The organism is Crossiella sp. NPDC003009 (genome assembly GCF_053591555.1).
In genome coordinates, this window is record NZ_JBSFUA010000002.1 from 35792 (window position 1) to 53678 (window position 17887).

Genomic DNA, 17887 nt, shown 5'->3' on the forward strand with positions numbered 1-17887 from the left:
AGCTAGCACAGAAGTGGACCGACTAGTCCAAAGGCGTAGGATCAGGTTCATGACCTCGGCAAACCTCACCGCGCGCGGGGCGGCCACGCGGGCCCGGATCGTCGAGGCCGCGGCCGACCTGCTGCTCGCGCGCGGCGTCGGCGGCACCAGCCTGGACGACATCCGGGAGCGCACCGGCACCAGCAAGAGCCAGCTCTTCCACTACTTCCCCGGCGGCAAGAGCGACCTGGTCGGCGCGATCGCGGCCTTCCAGAGCGGCCGGTTCATCGAGGCCCAGCGGCCTTGGCTGGACACCCTGGACAGCTGGGCGGCCTGGGCGGGCTGGCGCGAGGCGGTGCTCGCGCACTACGCCGAGCAGCCGCACTACGGCTGCCCGGTGGGCGCGCTGGCCGCCGAGGTCGCGGGCAATGACGAGGCGCTGGCCGCCGAGCTGACCGGGCACCTGGAGCGCTGGCGCGGCTACCTGCTGGCCGGGCTGGTGCGGATGCGGGACAACGGGCTGCTGCGGGCCGAGGCCGATCCCGAGCGGCTGTCGCTGGTGCTGCTCGCGGCGTTGCAGGGCGGGAAGCTGCTCAGCCAGAGCATGCGCTCGCACGAGCCGCTGGCGGCCGCGCTGGACGGGGCGCTGGCGGCTTTGCGCAGCTGGTCAGTGGTGGCCTAGGTAGGTCAGCACCGCGCGGACCCTGCGGTGCTCGTCGGGCGTGGGTTCGAGGGTGAGCTTGGCGAAGATGTTGCCGATGTGCTTCTCCACCGCACCGTCGGAGACCCGCAGCGTCTTGGCGATGGCCAAATTGGAGTGGCCCTCGGCCATCAGCGTCAGCACCTCGCGCTCGCGCGGCGTGAGCTGCTCGAGCGGATCTCGGCGGCGGCCGAGCAGCTGGGCGATCACGTCCGGGTCGATGCTGGTGCCGCCCGAGGCGACCCGGCGGACCGCGTCCACGAACTCGGCCACATCGGCCACCCGCTCCTTGAGCAGGTAGCCCACCCCGGCCGCGCCGCCGCCGATCAGCTCCACCGCGTAGCGCTCCTCCACGTACTGGGAGAGCACCAGCACCGGGAAGCCGGGGTAGTGGTCCCGGACCGCCAGCGCCGCGCGCAGGCCCTCGTCGGTGAAGGTCGGCGGCATCCGCACGTCCACCACGGCCAGGTCCGGCTTGTGCTCGGTGACCAGGTCCAGCAGGTCCGCCCCGTCCCCGGTGCTGGCCACGGTGTGGATGCCGTCGTCGGCCAGCAGCCGCTCGATGCCGGCCCGCAGCAGCACCGAGTCCTCGGCGATCACCACGCGCACGGCAGCTCCGCCCGGATCTTGGTCGGCCCGCCCACTGGACTGTCCACGGTCAGCACACCGTCGATGGTGGCAGCCCGGTCCGCCAGTCCGGCCAGCCCACCCCCCGGTTGCGGCGTGGCGCCGCCCTTGCCGTCGTCGTAGACCTCCACCAGCACCCGGTCCCCGTGCCGCTGCACGGTCACCGCGACCGTGACCGCCTTCGCGTGCTTGGCCACGTTGGTCAGCGACTCCGCCACGATGTAGTACGCGGTGCTCTCCACCACGGTCGGCGGCCGCTGCGGCAGCTCCACCGAGACGTGCACCGGCACCGGGCAGCGACCGGCCAGCGCGGAGAGCGCGGCGTCCAGGCCGCGGTCGCCGAGCACGGCGGGATAGATGCCGCGGGCCAGGTCGCGCAGCTCGGCGATGGCCTGCTTGGCCTCGGAGTGCGCGCCGTCGATCAGCACCCGCGCGGCCTCCGGGTCGGAGTCCAGCTTGGCCTTGGCGCGGCCGAGCTCCATGGCCACCGAGACCAGGCGCTGCTGGGCGCCGTCATGCAGGTCCCGCTCGATCCGCCTGCGCTCGGCCTCGGCCGCGTCCACCCCGCGGGCCCGGCTGGCCCGCAGCTCGGTGGCTTCGGTGGTCAGCGCCTGCACCGAGCTGGGGCGCAGCAGAGCGGCGGCCAGCTGGCCGTAGACCCAGCCGAGTCCGCGCAGGCCGGCCAGGCAGGGCACGGCCAGCACCACGCCGATCGGCACCGCCAGCAGTGACTCCCACAGGGTGTCGATGCTCCAGGTGAAGGCCAGGTTCATCTGGATGCCGCCGGGCACCGTCCAGTACCAGAACGGCGCGCTGAGGAAGGGCAGCGGCAGCACGGTCAGCAGCAGCCCGAAGATGAAGCCGAACAGCCGCACCGGGAACAACACCACGAGGAAGGCCAGGTCACGCCAGGTGGCGGGGTCGGTCACCAGTCGCTTGAGCTTGGTCAGCGGACCGCCCTCGGGCAGCCTGCGGTAGGGCTGGGGCACCGCGTGGCCCATGACGATGCCCAGCCAGATCCGCTCCAGGCTGGCCGCGCCGCGGGCCAGGAACAGGGTGGCGATGAACAGGAAGACGCCCACCCAGATGATCGCGGTGCCCGCGCTGACCGCCAGCAGGGTCACGAACAGCACGAACCAGAACAGGCTCAGCGGGAACCCAGACAGCAGGTAGAGCGCGGAGCGGGCGGCGCTCTTCACGCTGTCGCCGACTCGGCGCGGGGCGGTGGTCTCCGTCATACCGCAAAGCCTGCGGCATGCCGCTCCCGCCAACCATGGAGGAGCCCTGTCACCTGGAGGTAGGGCTGTCCCCACCCCCGAGGAGGGAACCGGAATGACCAGCGGTCCCCGAAGCGTTATCCTTGGTGGAAGCAGGTACACAACCCACGGGGGTGAACGGTTTCGACTCTGGACGTTGAGTCAGGGGAAGCGTGCCGGTGCAGGCAGATGACCACCGCAAGCGTCGCTGCAAAAAAAACAAGCGCCGACAACAATCAGCGCGCGTTCGCTCTCGCCGCCTGACGGTAAGAGCAACGCTGTCGGCCCGGGTGCGTCTCCGACCCGGTGCCCGGCATCAGCTAGGAGACTTACCCGCGTTCCCGGTCACGGGGAGCAACGGGGAAACCCACAGTGACTGGGCCCGTCATGTTGAACATGTCTGTGTGATCAACAGGGCCGAGTAGAGACACAGCAGACTGCGCACGGAGAAGTCCTGGCAAAGCGACAGAGGACCCGGGTTCGATTCCCGGCACCTCCACCGAGTCAACGAGCCCTGCCCACGGAAAGTGTGGGCAGGGCTCGTTGTTGTTCGGCTCACTGGGTCTGAGCGTCTCGTCCACTGTCCGATGTGGTCACATCGGGCGACCCAAGGCGATGGTCAGATCTGGTTCCAATGCCCGGACCTCTGGATGGGCGTGCCACCGCCGCACCAGAGTTGCGAGACGGCGGAGGTCGGTGAGTACCGTCGCAGACCCGATCTGGGCGATCTGACTGAGGAGGGGGCGGGCGAGGCGGCAGGCCTGCTCGAGCTCTCCGGAGGCCGCGTATGCCAGGCACAGCCGCACGCCGAACCGCGCGCGGGACCGGACGGCGCTGCTGGGAATCCGGGTGAGCTCGCGGTCGAGGACCTCGGCGGCTTCGGCCGGCCGCCCCAGGTCGTAGAGGCACCAGCCGGTCGCGACCGCGACGGGATCAGAGACGTGCGAGGTACCGATCACCGGCCCCTCCGGCGCCCCGTCGGGAACCTGCAGCAACACCCGCGCACGGTCCAGGGCACGTAGGCACTCGTCGCGGTCACCGGCCAGCGCGTGCCCCTGAGCCTCGCGCTGTGCGGCGAGCCCAAGAATCCTCGCCGGCACGTTGTTCTGCCGTTGTGCCTGTTGTGCCAGCGAAACGGTCGTGGACGCATCTCCTTGGTACATCGTGATCAGAGCCTGTCGCACCAGGGCGTAGCTGGACAGGAAGTCATCGCCCGCTACCTCCGCGACCTGCACGGCCCGCCCCGTCCACCACGACGCTGCCGCATCGTCGCCGGACTCCTGCGCCATCCAGCCCGCGTACTCCGCCGTGCGTGCGGCCAGCGAAGCCACTGCGGGCAAGGTACGCCCGCCCACCTGTGTCGCGAGAGTTCGCAATGCCTGTGCCTGTCCGACCAGCATCGGTAGCACGACATCTGGCGATGAGAACTGCCCCAGCGCCCGCGCCGCGTCGAACAGGCGCCGGTGGTGCAGCAACTGCGCCTCCGCGTTCGCGGACACGATGCCCGTACCGGACACCTTGAGTCCGGCGATCACGGCCACCCCGCCGAGCAGGACGTCCCGTCGCGCCACCGGACTGAACGCGGCACCACCGCTGGGCGTCATCGTCATCACCCAAACCTCTTCCTCAGCCGATTCGGATACAGCTGTGAGTGACGCCCGCACCGTCCCGCCGGCCAGCGCGATCAGTTCCCCGCCAGCACGTAGCTCGGCGTCACACTTGCGCACGAACTCGGGCGACGGTGTCTGCAGGCCGGTCTCGATCCGGCTCACGTGGCCCTTGCTGTAGTAGAGGCGACGCGCGAACTCGCTGAGTGAAAGCCCTTCGGCTACCCGCAACGCACGCAACCTCGCCCCGAAGGTCTCCGGCAGGGAAGACATCCGCGCACCGCCCTTCTCTGCTGGCCATCTTCCGCCCTCTCTTGTCGCCCGGCACCAGGGTTCGTGTTCCATCCGAGACCGGAAACGGGAAACAGGGCTCAAACTTTCCCGATATTAGTCGGAGGTTAGGGCTGGCGAGAGGGTTTGTGTCGAACAACAGCAGCAGGCACGAAAGATGCTTGTCAAAACAACGACAACTCTGGGTATCGACGAAGAGGAAACAGGAAACGCTCATCCTACTGCCAAGTAGGGCTTGTCAAGCGGCCGACCGGATGCCAAGGATTACTCTCTGTCACTCACTCGACAGTCCATGGCGTGTCGCCTGCCGACCAACTGCGTACCTCGGCAACCACGAAAGGCCCACCGTTGCACCAGATCTTCCTCAACTACCGCACGGCCGACGAACGGTTCGGTGTGGCGCTGCTCGACCGGGAACTGTCGCGAGCGTTCGGGCCGGAGACCGTCTTCTTTGCTTCGAAGTCAATAGGGCTCGGCGCTGAGTGGGAGAAGGACATGTTCGACGCGGTCGCTGCGTCGTCCACCCTCCTTGTGGTGATGGGACGTAATTGGCTCGACGCGAGGAACGACTCGGGTACGCGTCTCATTGACGACCCACGGGATTTTGTCCGCCGTGAGATCGTGACCGCTTTCGAGCTCGGGAAACGGGTAATCCCAGTGCGGATGGATGTGCCGAAACGGCTCCGCGCCGAGGAGTTGCCGGAACCGCTTCGCAGGTTGCCCTCGCTTCAGGACATCTCAATCCACTTTCGCAGTGCCGGTCCAGACATCGACAGGCTCGCCGCCAAGCTGCGGGAACTGGTCCCAGGGTTGCGTGCCCCGGTGCGAGCGGCACCTCCGGGGAAGTTCACGGCTTACGCCGACGAGGGGGGAGTGGTCAATCAGTACGACCGGATCGACGTGCGAGGCGACTTCCATGCTGGCCCCAGGTTCGGCTGACCTGCTCCGCCGTTCAGCCCCTGACATCCGAGAACTCACGTGGAGTAGACCGTGAACGAGGAGAAGCCGCCCGAGTCATCCTCGAAAGATCAGGCAATACCGTCGAAAGAGGAAGCGACTCCATCTACAAAGGACGGTACGCCACCATCCAGCCGCGACGAGGCGGTAAGGGGCCTGCGTGCCGAGGCCCTGGAGTTGTCGAACTCCCGGTTCGCAAAGATCATCTCGGAGGCTGGGAACCGCCTGGCGGGCGTCACGACCCTCAACATCTTCCACGGCGACATCGTTGTGGACGGCGACTTCGTGGCTGGTCCGGGCGGACGGAGTACCTCGCGCCGCTCAACCAGGCCGAGGATTGAGCCGCTGGAGGTTGCCAAGGCAACAGAATATTTCGTGCGACCGCCGGACTTCACCGACGGAGTTGATCGACTGAAGAGCACCAACCTTCTTGTCATCGCTGATGCCGCGGGCACCGGTCGTTTCACCCGGGCCTTGGCGACGCTGCGCGGTGCGGCAGGTGACGGGGCGGAGGTCTACAGCATCCACAGCGCGATGCTGGGAAACCCGAACTGGCGTATACCGCACCCGCGTAGCGGGTACGTCGTCCTCGATCCGGATGGCGGAGACGGCAAGTTCGCGGCGGGGAAAGTCACCGACGACTGGTTCGGGAAGATCTCGGGTCGGCTCCTGGCCGAGGAGAGTTACCTCGTGGTGGTGACCGGCCCGGTCACCGGATCCCTTGCCACCGCCTCAAGACGTACCGAGTTCGTTGTCGAGGAGTTGGAACTCCCTGACCCGGCGATGATCGTGCGCCGGCGGGTGACCGGTCAGCTGCCGTGGTTGGACTCTGTCGAACTCGACGATCAGCTGGCCGCTACGGGACTCGCCGAGCTGTTGGAAGATCGCGACAACCCCGGTTTCGCAAGCCGGGTCGCGGACACGGTGGTCGAAGCCTTGCGCACCGGCGAGGACGTCGGAAAGGTCGTCGGCAAGCTCAGCAATCCCAAAGCCCAAGTCCAGGAATGGCTCGACCGGTCTCCGGACGCCATTGAGGTCGCGCTGGTCCTCGCCACCGCGGTGCTAGAGGACGCCGGCTACCTTCACGTCACTGACGCGGCTATCGCGCTCTACCGGCAGCTCAGCGCGAGCTCGGCGACGCTCACCCTGCGGTACCTCAGTCGGATCGTCGCGGAGCGCGGTTGGCTTGAGGTCGTGGCGGCTCCTGCGGGAAGCGGTGACGCGCCCCGGCTCAGGTTCAAGTCGGCTCGGCTGAGGGTCGCCGTGCTCGGCGTGACATGGTTCGAGCTCGACGGAGCCAGGGCGAAGATCCTCGAGTGGCTCATGAACCTCGCCGAGCACAGCGACGTCGAGGTCCGGGCCCGGGCGGCTCACGCAGCGGGCATCCTCGCGACCAACGACTTCGAGCACGGCGTGCACGAGTACCTGCTGCCCTGGGCTGAGTCCACATCGGCCGCGCTCCGGCAGAGCGCCGCGCACGGTCTGAACGTCGCGGGCACGCTCGGCAGGAACACAGACTCCGCTTGGTTTTACATCGAACAGTGGGCAGGGCTGGCCCAGACCGCCAGGAGCCCGCACCTGCCGATCACCGCGGGCCTGGCTGTCGGAGGCCAGCTCGGCCTCGATGATCCCCGCCGCGCCCTACGGGTGCTGCGCGCCCTCGTTCACGATGACGACTGGGACCTGCTGGAACCGGTCGCGATCAGCACGCAGGCCCTGCTCGAGTCGGGACGTGCCACCGAGGTCCTGCATGCACTGCTCGAGTGGACCGAGCGGCTGGACGACGAAGAGGCCGTTGTCAAAGCCCTGATGATGTTCGCGTTCGCGGTCCTGACTGAGGACGGCACGAAGGAACGTCCCCTCCTCATGCGCGAAGAGTCAGAACACCGGTTCGCGCTCGCCGAGTTGTGGGGCCGGGCGCTGGGCAACTCGTCGGCCCGGGAGCTCGCCCACGCCGCCCTACGCTCCTGGGTCCGCTTCGCCGACCGCGACGAAGCGATGTCGGGCCCCGTACTCCACGTTCTCGCCGGTATCGCGGACCGCGGGAGGACGGACTTCGAACGGATCCTCCACCTGCTCCGCTGCTGGGCCGAGGACCCCCACGATCCGTCCGAAAAGGCCGCCAAGTTCCACGACACCCTCGTTGAGGTTGAGGAAGAACTCTCATGAACCAGACTTACAACCCGATCCTCCAACGCCTCGAGCTTCGACGAGTGCGCATCGGCTCGCCGCTGCGCACACCCGAGCTGGGTACCGCGATGGTGCTTGAGCGTCCGGAAGGCAAGCCGCTGGTGATCAACCACGGTGAGCGCGTGCCAGACGCCCGGTTCGGCAACTACCGCAGGATGTACCTGATCGACGTCGCCAATCGTGGACTGGCCTTCACCGTGACCGCGGAGAGCGCCGATCCGGCCTTTCCGTTCACTGTCACCGTGCGGTTCGCGTGCCGGATCATGGACCCGGTCGCGATAGCCCGGGACAGCATCACGGACATGACCGCAGCGCTCATGCCGTCCCTCACGGCCGTCATCCGGGAGACTGCGGCCAACTTCGACGTGCTTCACCCCGCCGCCGCCGAGAAGGCCATCTCGGCGCGGCTCAACTCCGCCCACGACTCGCCGACCATGCAACTCGGCGGTTACTCCGTGTCCGTCGCGATGGTCGACGCGGAGGACTTCGTGACCGAGCGGCGCAAGATCCGGGTACGCAAGCAGAACTTCGACTCGGTGCGGCCCATAGCCGGCGGCAGCCGCGAGGACATGCTCGCCCACATCATGTCGATCGACGACGGCGATCCGATGGCACTGCTGGACCGGGAACGGGCCGATCGAGCTGCTGAAACCCAAGCGAAGATCGACGTGCTACGCGCCCTCACCGGGACCGACATGGAGGATTTCAGTGCCTCCGAGGTGCGCGATCAGGTCCTTGGCGAGTTCTTCGACCGGAGCAAGGCCGTGCCTGGCAAACGACGCAAGCTCCGCGACGGTCTCGAATCCCGCGCCAAGGCGGCGATCGAGGAGAGCAAAGTGGTCGAGGGAAACGCTCCGCAGCCCGGCCAGACCGGTGATGACCGTTCAGCGTCACCCGTGGTCCCGCCGGACCAGAGTGGTTCTAGCCGCGTACGTGGCACCCTGCGCCCGTCGAAGCCGGAGAGCGGAAGCTGAGGTACCGCCCGATGGACGTTCACCCGGGCTCTCGGGGCAGCGCACGCCTTTGGCATCACGTCGAAGGCACTTTCATCGCAGTCGCGGTCTGGACGGAACGGATCGCGGGTGAGGGTGAGGATGCCGACCCGCTCGTGCTCTTCCACCGGCCGAGTGCGTCCGGCCTCCTGGCCGTCTTCGACGGAGTGGGAGGCGCGGGCCGCGCTCTCGCCGGACGCACACCGTCGGGACGCGCGCGGACCCATGCGTGGCTGGCCTCCCGTCGCGTGCGCGGACTCGTCGAGGAGTGGTTTGCCAGCAACTCAGCGGACATCTCTCCGGAGGCGCTCACGAGGCATATCAGCGGCCGATTGGCGACTGGAGTCCTCCAGCGCAGGAGAATGCGTGGCCGGCTGCGGCGCGAACTTCCCAGCACGTTCGCTGGCCTGGTGTTCCACTCTGCTCGCGGCCAGATCTCCTGGCACGTCTTGTGGGCAGGAGACTCCCGCTGCTACGTGGCAGAGCCGCGAGCCGGACTGCAGCAGTTGAGCGCCGACGACACCGAGGCCGCCGACGCGCTGGCCCTGCTGCTCCAGGACCCACCGATGACCAACATGGTTCACGCGGGCGGCAGTTTCGCGATCAACCGGTGGCGAGGCGTCGCGCAGGCCCCGTGTGTCCTCATCACCGCCACCGACGGCTTCTTCGGCTACGTCGGAACACCTGCTGAGTTCGAGCACCTGCTGTGGGAGACCTTGCTGGCCGCCCGTGACGCGATGGACTGGTCGGCATTGCTTGCCGAACGGGTCAACTCCTACACGAAGGACGACGCGTCCATCGCGATCGTCGCGCTCGGTTTCGCGGATTTCGCCGCGTTGCGTGCGAGTTTCCCGTGTCGGTTCGACAGATTGCGGACAGAGCACGCCGAACCGATGCGCCGTGCCACGTCCAAGGGACGTGCCGCTCTCGTCGAGACGAGGGAGCATTCCTGGCTCGCCTACCGCGACGGATACGAACGACGACTGCCCAAGCCTGGAGGAGTCGATTCGTGAAGCTGGGTGAGACCGTCAACGGCTACGAGATCATCACGCGCCCCTCGAACGCCAACGCCGGCAAGTGCCTGTGGGCGTTCGCACGCAAGCACGACGCGGACTTCTTCGTGAAGGAGTACCTGGACCCCAAACGCCCTCGCCCGGACTCGATGGGCACGGTGGCCGACAAGAAGCGACGGCTGGCCGAGTGCCGTCGCTTCGAGTTGCACCACGAGAAGTTGTCCCGGCTGCTGCGCCGGGACCATCCGCATGCCGGAAACCTCGTTCTGTCGAGGGACTTCTTCGCCAAAGGGACTCGCTACTACAAGGTGACGGACCGGATCGATGCCGCAGATGTGGCCCCGGCGAAGTTGTCACCGGAGGACCGGATCGTTCTTCTGCACACCCTCTGCGAGAGCGTCGCGCTGCTGCACGAGTGCAAGATCGTCCACGGGGACATCAAACCGGAGAATGTGCTGCTTCACCGCCCGGCAGGTAGCGACTTGCACATCGCGAAGTTGATCGACTTTGATGACGCCTACGAGTCTGGGACGCCACCTGCCGCCGACGTCGTAGGCGGGAATCCCTTCTACGGCGCGCCCGAGTGGCTGAGCTATGTGCGTGGCGACAGTGGCACCCGGGCTGATCAGCTCACGACAGCCGTCGACCTCTTCGCACTGGGGTTGCTGATCCACAGTTACCTCACCGGCGCCGCGCCGAGGTTCCCCGACCGGTTCGACTCGCCGGCTGCCGCGGTACTCGCGGGCGAGGGTCTGGAACTCCACCCGGACCTCGAGCCTGGTTGGGCGACCCTGCTGGCTGCTATGGCCCGATCCGATCCGGCGGACCGGCCCACGATCGGCGACGTCCTGTCGCTGCTTGCCTCGCTGCGACCGACCGTTACGCGGGCCGCACACAGCCGCGTCCGCATCAACCTCACTGGACGTGTCCGGGTGGAAGGAGCCCAATGACCTCCGATCAGCAGTGCGGGACCGATCTCGACTACGCGGTCGACATCGTGTTGTGCATCGACGCCACCGCGAGCATGAAACCGACGCTCGACAACGTGAAACACAGTGCGCTCGCCTTCCCCGGCAGGCTTGTGCAGGAGATGGCCGCCAAGGGCAGGGGGATCCGCAGCCTGCGCCTCAAGGTGATCGCATTCCGCGATTTCGGCGACCGGGCCGACGACGCCATGGTCGAGAGCGAGTTCCTCCGGATCCCGGCACAGGTCGATGAGTTCGAGCGCACGGTCCGCGCGCTCGGCCCTGACGGCGGCGGTGACGCGCCCGAGTCCGGTCTCGAAGCGCTCGCCGTGGCGATGCACTCCGACTGGGAGAGCGGCCTCGACCGTCGCCGGCACGTGATCGTGATCTTCACTGACGCGCCTGCCCATCGCCTGGGCGATCCTCGGCAGACTCGCGCATGGACCTATCCGCGATCCGTGCCGGGTTCGCTCGACGAGCTCTTCGCGCTTTGGGGGCACGCACAGAGTCGTGAGTCGCTGATGGAGAACTCGGCCAAGCGACTGCTGATCTTTGCACCCGAGGAGTACCCATGGGCGGACATAGCCGACGACTGGAACAACACTCTCTTCTTCCCCTCCACTGCCGGAGAGGGGCTCGAAGAGTGGGAGATGAACGAGATCATCGCAACCATCGCGAGCAGTCTTTGACCCGACGCTCCCGCTGGTGGTCCCCCCAGCGAACGCACGGCCCCTCTGCAACAGCACAGCCTGGGCCAGCACCGCAAACACCGAGACCGTCAGCGATCTTCGGACCGGACGTGGTGCTTGTACGGGATCGTGCGCTGCTCGTCATCAGCGAACGGCTGAGGCCAGGTGTACCGCCCGCGGTCCTGCGGATTCCCGTTGAGAGCTGCAGAGCAGCAAGCCTGGCCATCGAACCCGGACTACCTGGCACAGAGCTGCTGCAGCTCACCTTGACCGTGCGATTGGGCCGGATCGCGCTGGTCGATCTGCCGCTCTGGTTCCCGGCCCAGTGCCGGAGCTTCCTCCAGGGACTGGTCGACGAAGTGACAGCCCAGGCCGGATCTCGAGATCGCGGGGCGCCGCCTGAACCTCCGAGGACAGCAGCCGTAGTGGTCCCGGTGGTCGAACCGCTGCCGGTACGCCGGGCGCCGGACACCCACGACTGGATCAGTTTCCGCGCCGCCGACGACGGGGAAGTGCTGCGAGCCCACAACGACGGTGAGGTGGTGAGCGATGAAGGACAAGGCTGACTGGTCGTGCGACTCGTGCCACACGAACAACTACGCGCAGCAATCGATCTGCCGGGTGTGCGGACGTCAGGCCGGGAGTGCCACGGGTGTGCTGGCGCTCCCCGACCACCAGCCGCTCTCGATTGCCCGCGACGAGACCGTGGCCTTCGTCGAGTCCCGGCACAAGGAGCTTCCCCGGGCGACTATCGCGCTGGCTCCGGTACCCCCGTCACGGCCCGGTCCGCCCGGACCGCTGTGTCCGCCGAAGGCGCCCGCGCGGTCGGACTACGGGGTGGCTACCCGTACTCCGCGTGCTCCCCGGCCGCCGGTTTCCGGACGTGCGTTCTGGCGGGGAGTGCGCTATCTCCTGGTAGCGATCCTGGTCATAATCGTGATCACGAACCTGGACCGCATCGGGTCGCTGCTCGGTTCTGCGGAAACGAGCGGTGTTGGCCGCACCGCTACGTCCTGTCCAACCGAAGTCGCTCGCTGGCTGCCAGGCAATGGCGACGGCGCCGAGTTGGTGGCCAGGCACGATACCGGCAAGCACGTGGTGACGATTTGCCTGGACTCGGCGGGTTCTTACCGTTACGACGGTCAGCTCAAGGGTAGGCCGGTCACGTCGGACAACCACATCTCGCTGCCCGCAGAACGGACTCCCACTGGCTTCACCGCGGTCAACGGCGAATACCGTTACGAGATCTCCGGGCAAGCCCTGACCATCAGCCGTAAAGGCAAGGTCCTCAGCCACCTTCCCCTCGCACCGACGCCTTCCTGATCTGCGCCGGCCAGGAAAACAACGCCGTGATGGCTGAGTCGCGGGTCCGCCTGCACAGCGGCGCTATCCAGGCCGCCGTCATCACCCCGGCTGGTTGAGCACGCCGAGAGTGATGTAACCGCGCCGCATGTTGTCCGGGCCCGGTGATGCATGGCGGATACGTTCAGTGGGACGTTGGTTGACGGGGTGGGGGTTGCGGCGGCTTTGTTGCGGTGCAACGGGATTGAGATCTAGTAGCGGGCGGCGTAGGCGGTGGGGGTTTCGCCGAAGATGGACTTGAAGTCTCGGGTCAGGTGGGGTTGGTCGGCGTAGCCGAGGTCGGCTGCCAGGGCTGACCAGTTGATGAGGTCGTGGTTGGCCAGGCGCTGGGTTACCTCGTGTAGGCGGTAGCGGCGGATCACCCACTTCGGGGTGGCGCCCACGTAGTCGTGGAACAGGCGCTGGAGTTGGCGGGGCGTGGTTTTTCCGTGCTGGGCAAGGGCTTCCACTGTGGTGAGGGTGGGGGTGGTGGCGATGGTGTGGACTACGGCCGCGGCTTCCTCGGTTCGGGGGTCCGGGGATGGCAGGTGGGGGCGTAGGTAGCTTTCGACCGCTTCGGTGGTCAGGGGTGGGGGTGGGCCGAACAGGGTTGTGGCGTCCAGGGACTTGTTGGTGATGGTGCTGACCGGGGCGTTGAGGAAGGGGCGGAAGCAGCCGGGGCGGAACTGGACGCCGAAGACCTCGTCGGTGCCTGCCAGGCGTCTGAGGTGGTAGCCGGTGCGGACCCCGTTGAGGGTGACCGCGCCGGCCTGGAAGGTCAGGTGCACGTGGGGGTACGGGACGATCTTCTGGTCGTACGGGGTTGGGTAGGACCAGGTGGCTGACCAGTAGCGCTCTACGTAGAGCGCCAGGTCGGGGGACGGGGCGGCGTAGGTGTGGCGCTGGTGCTGCTGCCAGGCGCCTGCCAGTTCGCGGGGGTCCCGGGGCACGCGGGGATCCTATGTCGCGTTTGTTCAATACGCGCCGGTGGTGGCCTGCCTAGGTTGGGCGCATGTCTGCTGAGTACGTGGCGCTGGTTGAGGCGCCGTTGGTTGGGGTTGTGCGGAAGCTGACCGCCGCGTCGCTGGGGGCGGCTACGCCTTGTGCGGAGTTTGATGTGCGGAGGTTGCTGAACCACCTGCTCTTCTGGGGGCCTTCGTTGGCGGGGGCCGGGCGCAAGGAGTCGGTGCCGCCGCCTGGGGTGGATGAGGGTGCGGTTGATCTGGTGGGGGAGGACTGGGCCGGCGCAGTGGAGGGGCAGGTTTTCCGGACTGTCGCGGCTTGGGGGCGTGATGAGGCTTGGGTGGGTATGACGTGGATGGGTGGGGAGAACCAGCTGCCGGCTGAGGTGGTCGGCGGGATGGTGGTGACCGAGCTGGCGGTGCACGCGTGGGATCTGGCGCGGGCGAGTGGGCAGGACGTGCAGCTCGACGCGGGGCTGGTCGAGTTTGTGCACGGGCAGGTGGTGGTCAGTGCGCAGCAGGGGCGGGACATGGGGGTTTACGGGCCGGAGGTGGCGGTGCCGGAGCCGGCTGCGGTGTGGGAGCGGGTGCTCGGGCTCACCGGGCGGGATCCGGGGTGGACAGCCAGGTCGTGACCAAGGCGGTGACCACCTCGCCCGCGCGGTCGTTGAGGTGCAGGTTGTCGGTCAGCAGGTGCAGGCCGTTGGCGGTGGAGATCTCGTTCCAGGTGCGGCCGAGCAGGTAGCGCTGGATGGCGATGCCGAGGGTGTCCAGGAAGGTGAAGTCCTGGGCGGAGCTGGGCGGGTGGGTGCGCAGGATCGTGGTCAGTTCCTCGTTGAGGGGTAGGTAGGTCGCGTGGTGGGCGGCGGCCAGGTCCTTGATCGTTTGGTTGTAGGCGGTCAGGGACTGGTTTGCCTGGGAGGTGAGGTCTTCGCCCTGTGGGGGCAGGGAGAAGATCGCGGTTTTGGCGGGTTTCAGGCGGGTGAGGATCTGGGTCAGGTTGGCGCGGAAGGTTTCCAGGGGGACTTGGTTTCTGGCGTCGTTGCCGCCGATCAGCAGGGTGACGGCGGTGGTGTCGCCGTTGGCGCCTGCGTTGATCACCTCGGTGGCCGGGCCCAGGCGGGTGCGGAGCGCGGCAGGCCAGTCGGCGCTGAGGGTGGCCTTGGTAGAGCTGGAACCCGCGGCGACCAGGACTTGGGCCGGGTGGCGCGGGTTTTCCAGGTAGGCGGCGGGGGAGTTGACGGGGGCGCGGAGGAAGGCGGCGTAGGCGAGTGCGCCCGCGCCGAGCAGGAGGAGTGCGGTGAGGGCGATCGTGGTGCGCCACAGGAGTTTTCTCATGTCGCGACGCTCAGCGCGGTGTTGATGGTGGCCGGGTTGCCGAGTGCGCGCAGGATGGCGTCGGCCAGGTCGGCGCGGGGGATGCTGCCGCCGCCGGGGAGGTTGGCGCCGGTGGCGGTGCGGTAGACGCCGGTGTGCGGGGCGTTGGTCAGCCGGGGTGGGCGGATGATGGTCCAGTCGGTGTCGCTGGCCATGACCAGCTCCTCCATCCGGATCATGTCGCCCCACGGGTGCCGGAAGACGCGGCTGAGCACGGGCTTCATCAGGTAGCGCAGCAGGGGGCCGTCGCCCTCGTCGGTGGCGCCCGCGGTGCTGACCACGAGCAGGCGGCGGGTGCCCTCGGCGGCCATCGCGCGCAGGATGGCGCGGGCGCTGTCGGTGCAGATCGTGGTGGGTTTGAGGTCGTTCGCGCCGAGGGCGGAGACGACCGCGTCCTGGCCCGCGAGGTAGGGCGCGATGGCGGCCGGGTCCATGACGTCGGCGCGCACGGTGGTCAGGTTGCGGTGGCGGAACTGGAGCTTCGCCGGGTCCCTGACCACGGCGGTGACCTGGTGGTCGGCGGTGCAGGCCTGCTGCACGACGTGCGCGCCAGTGCGGCCGGACGCGCCGAAAACGGTGATCTTCATGGTGCCCTCCAGTGGTTAGTGAGTGCTCACTAACCACAATGGTGGGTGAGTGTTCACTAACCTGTCAACCGTCGGCGGCGATCGGAGGGCGTGTGAGTACTCGGGACCGGATCCTGGACGCGGCGGCGGAGGTGTTGCGCACCAAGGGGCTGGCGCGGGCCACCACCAAGGAGATCGCCAAGGCGGCCGAGCTGTCCGAGGCCGCGCTGTACAAGCACTTCTCCGGCAAGACCGAGCTGTTCCTGGCGGTGCTCGGGGAGCGGGTGCCCGGCGAGTTGATCCTCCGGTTGCGGGGGCTGGACGAGTGGGTTGGGGTGGGGGAGCTGCGCGGCACGCTGGTCGAGCTGGCCAGGGCGATGCTGGTGTTCTTCGGCGAGTCCTTCCCGATGGCGGCCTCGCTGTTCGCCGAGCCGGAGCTCTTCGCCGCGCACCGGGCCGTGCTGCGTGAGCAGGGCAGCGGGCCGCAGTACGTCAGCGCGGCGGTGGCCGGGTACCTGGCCGCGGAGCAGCGGGCCGGGCGGGTGAGTCCGGCCGCCGATCCGGTGTCGGCGGCCGAGCTGCTCACCGGCGCCTGCCTGCAGCACGCGTTCCTGAGCCACTTCCGCGCGGGGGCGGAGTCGCTGGAGGAGGTGGCCGAGCGGCTGGTGGCCGCCCTGCTGGCCGGTCTGGCGCCGGGCCGCTAGCGGGCCGGCGTGTCGGCGATGTCGTTGGCGGCCACGTAGCCGAAGGTCATCGCCGGGCCGAGGGTGGAGCCGGCGCCGGCGTAGCTGCGGCCCATGACCGCGCCGGTGCAGTTGCCGGAGGCCCACAGGCCGGGGATCACCGAGCCGTCCGGGCGCAGCACCCTGGCGCGGGCGTCGGTGCGCATGCCGCCCTTGGTGCCCAGGTCGCCCGGCACGATCTTCATCGCGTAGAACGGGCCTTGCTCGATCGGGGCCAGGCAGGCGTTGGGGGTGTTGGTCGGGTCGGCGTAGTAGTGGTCGTAGGCGCTGTCCCCGCGCTTGAAGTCCAGGTCGCGGCCGGCACGGGCGAAACCGTTGAAGCGGTTGACCGTCTCGCGCAGCAGCACCGGCTGCACGCCGATCCGGGCGGCCAGCGACTCGATGCTGTCCGCCTTGGCCATCGCGCCGCTGTCAAACCAGGCCTGTGGCAGTGGCAGCAGCGGCGGGATGTCCTTGAACAGGTAGCGGTTGCGGTACTGCTGGTCGCTGATCAGCCAGGCCGGGATGTGCGAGGCGCCTGGCTCGTCCTTCTCGTACATCACGTGCACCACGTCGCTGTAGGGCGCGGCCTCGTTGACGAACCGCTTGCCCGCGCCGTTGACCAGGATGCAGCCGGGCAGGGTGCGCTCGGACAGGCAGAAGTACGGGCCCTCCGGCAGCGGGATCGCCGGGCCCCACCAGGCGTCGTCGAGCAGGTCCATCGCGGCGCCGATCCGTTGGCCCGCCTCGATTCCCGCCCCGGTGTTGGCCTTGGCGCCCACCGACCAGGAGGTGCCGATCGGCTCCTCCTGGAACTCCTTGCGCATCCGCTCGTTGTGCTCGAACCCGCCGGAGCCGACGATCACCCCGCGCCGCGCCTTCACCAGGACCTGCGCGCCGTCGCGTTGCGCCACAACGCCAGTGACGCGTCCGTTCTCCACGTGCAGGTCGAGCAGCGGCGTGTTCAGCCAGACCGGGACGCCCGCGCTCATCAGTCCCGCGCGCAGTCCACCGGCCAGCGCGCCGCCCATGGTGAGCGGCTTCTGCCCGGCCAGCCCGGCCGCGAGGCCGCGGGCGACCATCGCGCTGGCGGTGGCCACCCCGCGCGGGTGGCGGGCGATGAGGGTGAGCCACTTGTAGTCCACGCCGTAGACCACGGTGGCCGGTGGCGTTGGCATGTATGGCGGGTTGAGGTTGGCCAGCTCCGCGCCGAGGATCCGGCCGTCGATCATCTGCGGCTCGATCGAGCGACCGGCCGCGATGCCGCCGGGGAACTCCGGGTAGTAGTCGGAATAGCCCTCCATCCAGGTGAACTTCAGCGGGCCGTTGCGCTGCAGGAAGGACAGCATCGCCGGGCCGTTGGCCAGGTAGGCGCGCTGGCGGGCCACCGGGATGTCGCCGACCACGCGGGCCAGGTAGGTGGCCGCCTTCTCCGGGGTGTCCGGCACGCCCGCGGCGAGCAGCACCTCGTTGTTGGGGATCCAGATCGCCGCGCCGGAGCGGGCCATCGACCCGCCGAAGACCGCCGCCTTCTCCAGCACCACCGCCCGCAGGCCGCGCTTGGCCGCGGTCAGGGCCGCGGTCATCCCCGCGGCCCCGGCCCCGACCACCACCACGTCGAACTCCGCTGCCGCCATCGCCGCCCTCCAGTGG

General features: G+C 68.3%; 18 protein-coding genes and 1 other RNA gene. 12 read left to right on the forward strand and 7 right to left on the reverse strand.

All coding sequences use genetic code 11. The features are described 5' to 3' along the window. The first annotated feature begins 49 nt into the window (after positions 1-49). On the forward strand, positions 50-661 hold the full coding sequence (locus ACWDY5_RS02115) for a TetR/AcrR family transcriptional regulator (protein WP_449720526.1): 612 nt from the start codon (positions 50-52) through the stop codon (positions 659-661). Here the strand turns inward: ACWDY5_RS02115 and ACWDY5_RS02120 are convergent. Beyond that, the gene (locus tag ACWDY5_RS02120) at positions 647-1288 is read right to left on the reverse strand and encodes a response regulator transcription factor (protein WP_449720527.1); all 642 of its coding nucleotides are present in this window, start codon (positions 1286-1288) and stop codon (positions 647-649) included. The genes ACWDY5_RS02115 and ACWDY5_RS02120 overlap by 15 nt on opposite strands. Continuing rightward, positions 1276-2544 (reverse strand): sensor histidine kinase, encoded by a 1269-nt coding sequence (locus tag ACWDY5_RS02125; RefSeq protein WP_449720528.1) that lies wholly within the window; start codon positions 2542-2544, stop codon positions 1276-1278. The genes ACWDY5_RS02120 and ACWDY5_RS02125 overlap by 13 nt, the downstream gene beginning before the upstream one ends. A 148-nt stretch (positions 2545-2692) precedes the next feature. Between ACWDY5_RS02125 and ssrA the strand changes: the two genes are divergently transcribed. Beyond that, positions 2693-3064, forward strand: a transfer-messenger RNA (tmRNA) gene (ssrA, locus tag ACWDY5_RS02130). A 91-nt stretch (positions 3065-3155) separates the two neighbouring features. Here the strand turns inward: ssrA and ACWDY5_RS02135 are convergent. Then, positions 3156-4442, reverse strand: coding sequence for a helix-turn-helix domain-containing protein (locus tag ACWDY5_RS02135; RefSeq protein ID WP_449720529.1), 1287 nt, complete (start codon positions 4440-4442; stop codon positions 3156-3158). A gap of 315 nt (positions 4443-4757) precedes the next feature. On the opposite strand from ACWDY5_RS02135, the gene ACWDY5_RS02140 reads away from it, so the two are divergent. The 8 genes from ACWDY5_RS02140 to ACWDY5_RS02175 all read left to right on the forward strand — a co-directional run bounded on the left by ACWDY5_RS02140 (position 4758) and on the right by ACWDY5_RS02175 (position 12589). After that, positions 4758-5399 (forward strand): toll/interleukin-1 receptor domain-containing protein, encoded by a 642-nt coding sequence (locus ACWDY5_RS02140; protein ID WP_449720530.1) that lies wholly within the window; start codon positions 4758-4760, stop codon positions 5397-5399. 51 nt (positions 5400-5450) lie between these two features. Next, positions 5451-7586 carry a hypothetical protein gene (locus tag ACWDY5_RS02145; RefSeq protein WP_449720531.1) on the forward strand — a complete coding sequence of 712 codons (2136 nt, stop codon included), beginning with the start codon at positions 5451-5453 and terminating at the stop codon, positions 7584-7586. After that, on the forward strand, positions 7583-8581 hold the full coding sequence (locus ACWDY5_RS02150) for a hypothetical protein (RefSeq protein ID WP_449720532.1): 999 nt from the start codon (positions 7583-7585) through the stop codon (positions 8579-8581). The genes ACWDY5_RS02145 and ACWDY5_RS02150 overlap by 4 nt, the downstream gene beginning before the upstream one ends. Before the next feature lie 11 nt (positions 8582-8592). Beyond that, positions 8593-9612 carry a protein phosphatase 2C domain-containing protein gene (locus tag ACWDY5_RS02155; protein WP_449720533.1) on the forward strand — a complete coding sequence of 340 codons (1020 nt, stop codon included), beginning with the start codon at positions 8593-8595 and terminating at the stop codon, positions 9610-9612. Next, entirely contained in the window at positions 9609-10562 is a 954-nt protein-coding gene (locus ACWDY5_RS02160; protein ID WP_449720534.1) for a protein kinase domain-containing protein, read from the forward strand. The genes ACWDY5_RS02155 and ACWDY5_RS02160 overlap by 4 nt, the downstream gene beginning before the upstream one ends. After that, entirely contained in the window at positions 10559-11266 is a 708-nt protein-coding gene (locus ACWDY5_RS02165; RefSeq protein ID WP_449720535.1) for a vWA domain-containing protein, read from the forward strand. Before ACWDY5_RS02160 ends, ACWDY5_RS02165 begins: the two co-directional genes overlap by 4 nt. Before the next feature lie 110 nt (positions 11267-11376). Further along, positions 11377-11832: a hypothetical protein gene (locus tag ACWDY5_RS02170; protein WP_449720536.1), complete on the forward strand. Its 456-nt coding sequence runs from the start codon at positions 11377-11379 to the stop codon at positions 11830-11832. After that, positions 11816-12589, forward strand: coding sequence for a zinc finger Ran-binding domain-containing protein (locus tag ACWDY5_RS02175; protein WP_449720537.1), 774 nt, complete (start codon positions 11816-11818; stop codon positions 12587-12589). Before ACWDY5_RS02170 ends, ACWDY5_RS02175 begins: the two co-directional genes overlap by 17 nt. A 230-nt stretch (positions 12590-12819) precedes the next feature. On the opposite strand, the gene ACWDY5_RS02180 is transcribed toward ACWDY5_RS02175, so the two are convergent. Continuing rightward, positions 12820-13557, reverse strand: coding sequence for an AraC family transcriptional regulator (locus ACWDY5_RS02180; protein WP_449720538.1), 738 nt, complete (start codon positions 13555-13557; stop codon positions 12820-12822). A gap of 62 nt (positions 13558-13619) precedes the next feature. On the opposite strand from ACWDY5_RS02180, the gene ACWDY5_RS02185 reads away from it, so the two are divergent. Then, the gene (locus tag ACWDY5_RS02185; protein WP_449720539.1) at positions 13620-14204 is read left to right on the forward strand and encodes a TIGR03086 family metal-binding protein; all 585 of its coding nucleotides are present in this window, start codon (positions 13620-13622) and stop codon (positions 14202-14204) included. Here the strand turns inward: ACWDY5_RS02185 and ACWDY5_RS02190 are convergent. Then, on the reverse strand, positions 14167-14907 hold the full coding sequence (locus tag ACWDY5_RS02190; protein ID WP_449720540.1) for an SGNH/GDSL hydrolase family protein: 741 nt from the start codon (positions 14905-14907) through the stop codon (positions 14167-14169). The genes ACWDY5_RS02185 and ACWDY5_RS02190 overlap by 38 nt on opposite strands. Then, positions 14904-15533 carry an NAD(P)-dependent oxidoreductase gene (locus tag ACWDY5_RS02195; protein WP_449720541.1) on the reverse strand — a complete coding sequence of 210 codons (630 nt, stop codon included), beginning with the start codon at positions 15531-15533 and terminating at the stop codon, positions 14904-14906. Before ACWDY5_RS02195 ends, ACWDY5_RS02190 begins: the two co-directional genes overlap by 4 nt. 92 nt (positions 15534-15625) lie before the next feature. On the opposite strand from ACWDY5_RS02195, the gene ACWDY5_RS02200 reads away from it, so the two are divergent. After that, entirely contained in the window at positions 15626-16216 is a 591-nt protein-coding gene (locus ACWDY5_RS02200; protein WP_449720542.1) for a TetR/AcrR family transcriptional regulator, read from the forward strand. On the opposite strand, the gene kstD is transcribed toward ACWDY5_RS02200, so the two are convergent. Further along, positions 16213-17871 (reverse strand): 3-oxosteroid 1-dehydrogenase, encoded by a 1659-nt coding sequence (gene kstD, locus ACWDY5_RS02205; RefSeq protein ID WP_449720543.1) that lies wholly within the window; start codon positions 17869-17871, stop codon positions 16213-16215. The two genes, ACWDY5_RS02200 and kstD, sit on opposite strands and share 4 nt — an antisense overlap. Between the last annotated feature and the right edge of the window lie 16 nt (positions 17872-17887).

Coding starts and splice junctions, on each gene's coding strand:
- ACWDY5_RS02190 (WP_449720540.1), bottom strand. CDS start 14,907: ATGAGAAAACTCCTGTGGCGCACCACGATCGCCCTCACCGCACTCCTC.
- ACWDY5_RS02135 (WP_449720529.1), bottom strand. CDS start 4,442: ATGTCTTCCCTGCCGGAGACCTTCGGGGCGAGGTTGCGTGCGTTGCGG.
- kstD (WP_449720543.1), bottom strand. CDS start 17,871: ATGGCGGCAGCGGAGTTCGACGTGGTGGTGGTCGGGGCCGGGGCCGCG.
- ACWDY5_RS02185 (WP_449720539.1), top strand. CDS start 13,620: ATGTCTGCTGAGTACGTGGCGCTGGTTGAGGCGCCGTTGGTTGGGGTT.
- ACWDY5_RS02150 (WP_449720532.1), top strand. CDS start 7,583: ATGAACCAGACTTACAACCCGATCCTCCAACGCCTCGAGCTTCGACGA.
- ACWDY5_RS02195 (WP_449720541.1), bottom strand. CDS start 15,533: ATGAAGATCACCGTTTTCGGCGCGTCCGGCCGCACTGGCGCGCACGTC.
- ACWDY5_RS02165 (WP_449720535.1), top strand. CDS start 10,559: ATGACCTCCGATCAGCAGTGCGGGACCGATCTCGACTACGCGGTCGAC.
- ACWDY5_RS02175 (WP_449720537.1), top strand. CDS start 11,816: ATGAAGGACAAGGCTGACTGGTCGTGCGACTCGTGCCACACGAACAAC.
- ACWDY5_RS02155 (WP_449720533.1), top strand. CDS start 8,593: ATGGACGTTCACCCGGGCTCTCGGGGCAGCGCACGCCTTTGGCATCAC.
- ACWDY5_RS02115 (WP_449720526.1), top strand. CDS start 50: ATGACCTCGGCAAACCTCACCGCGCGCGGGGCGGCCACGCGGGCCCGG.
- ACWDY5_RS02125 (WP_449720528.1), bottom strand. CDS start 2,544: ATGACGGAGACCACCGCCCCGCGCCGAGTCGGCGACAGCGTGAAGAGC.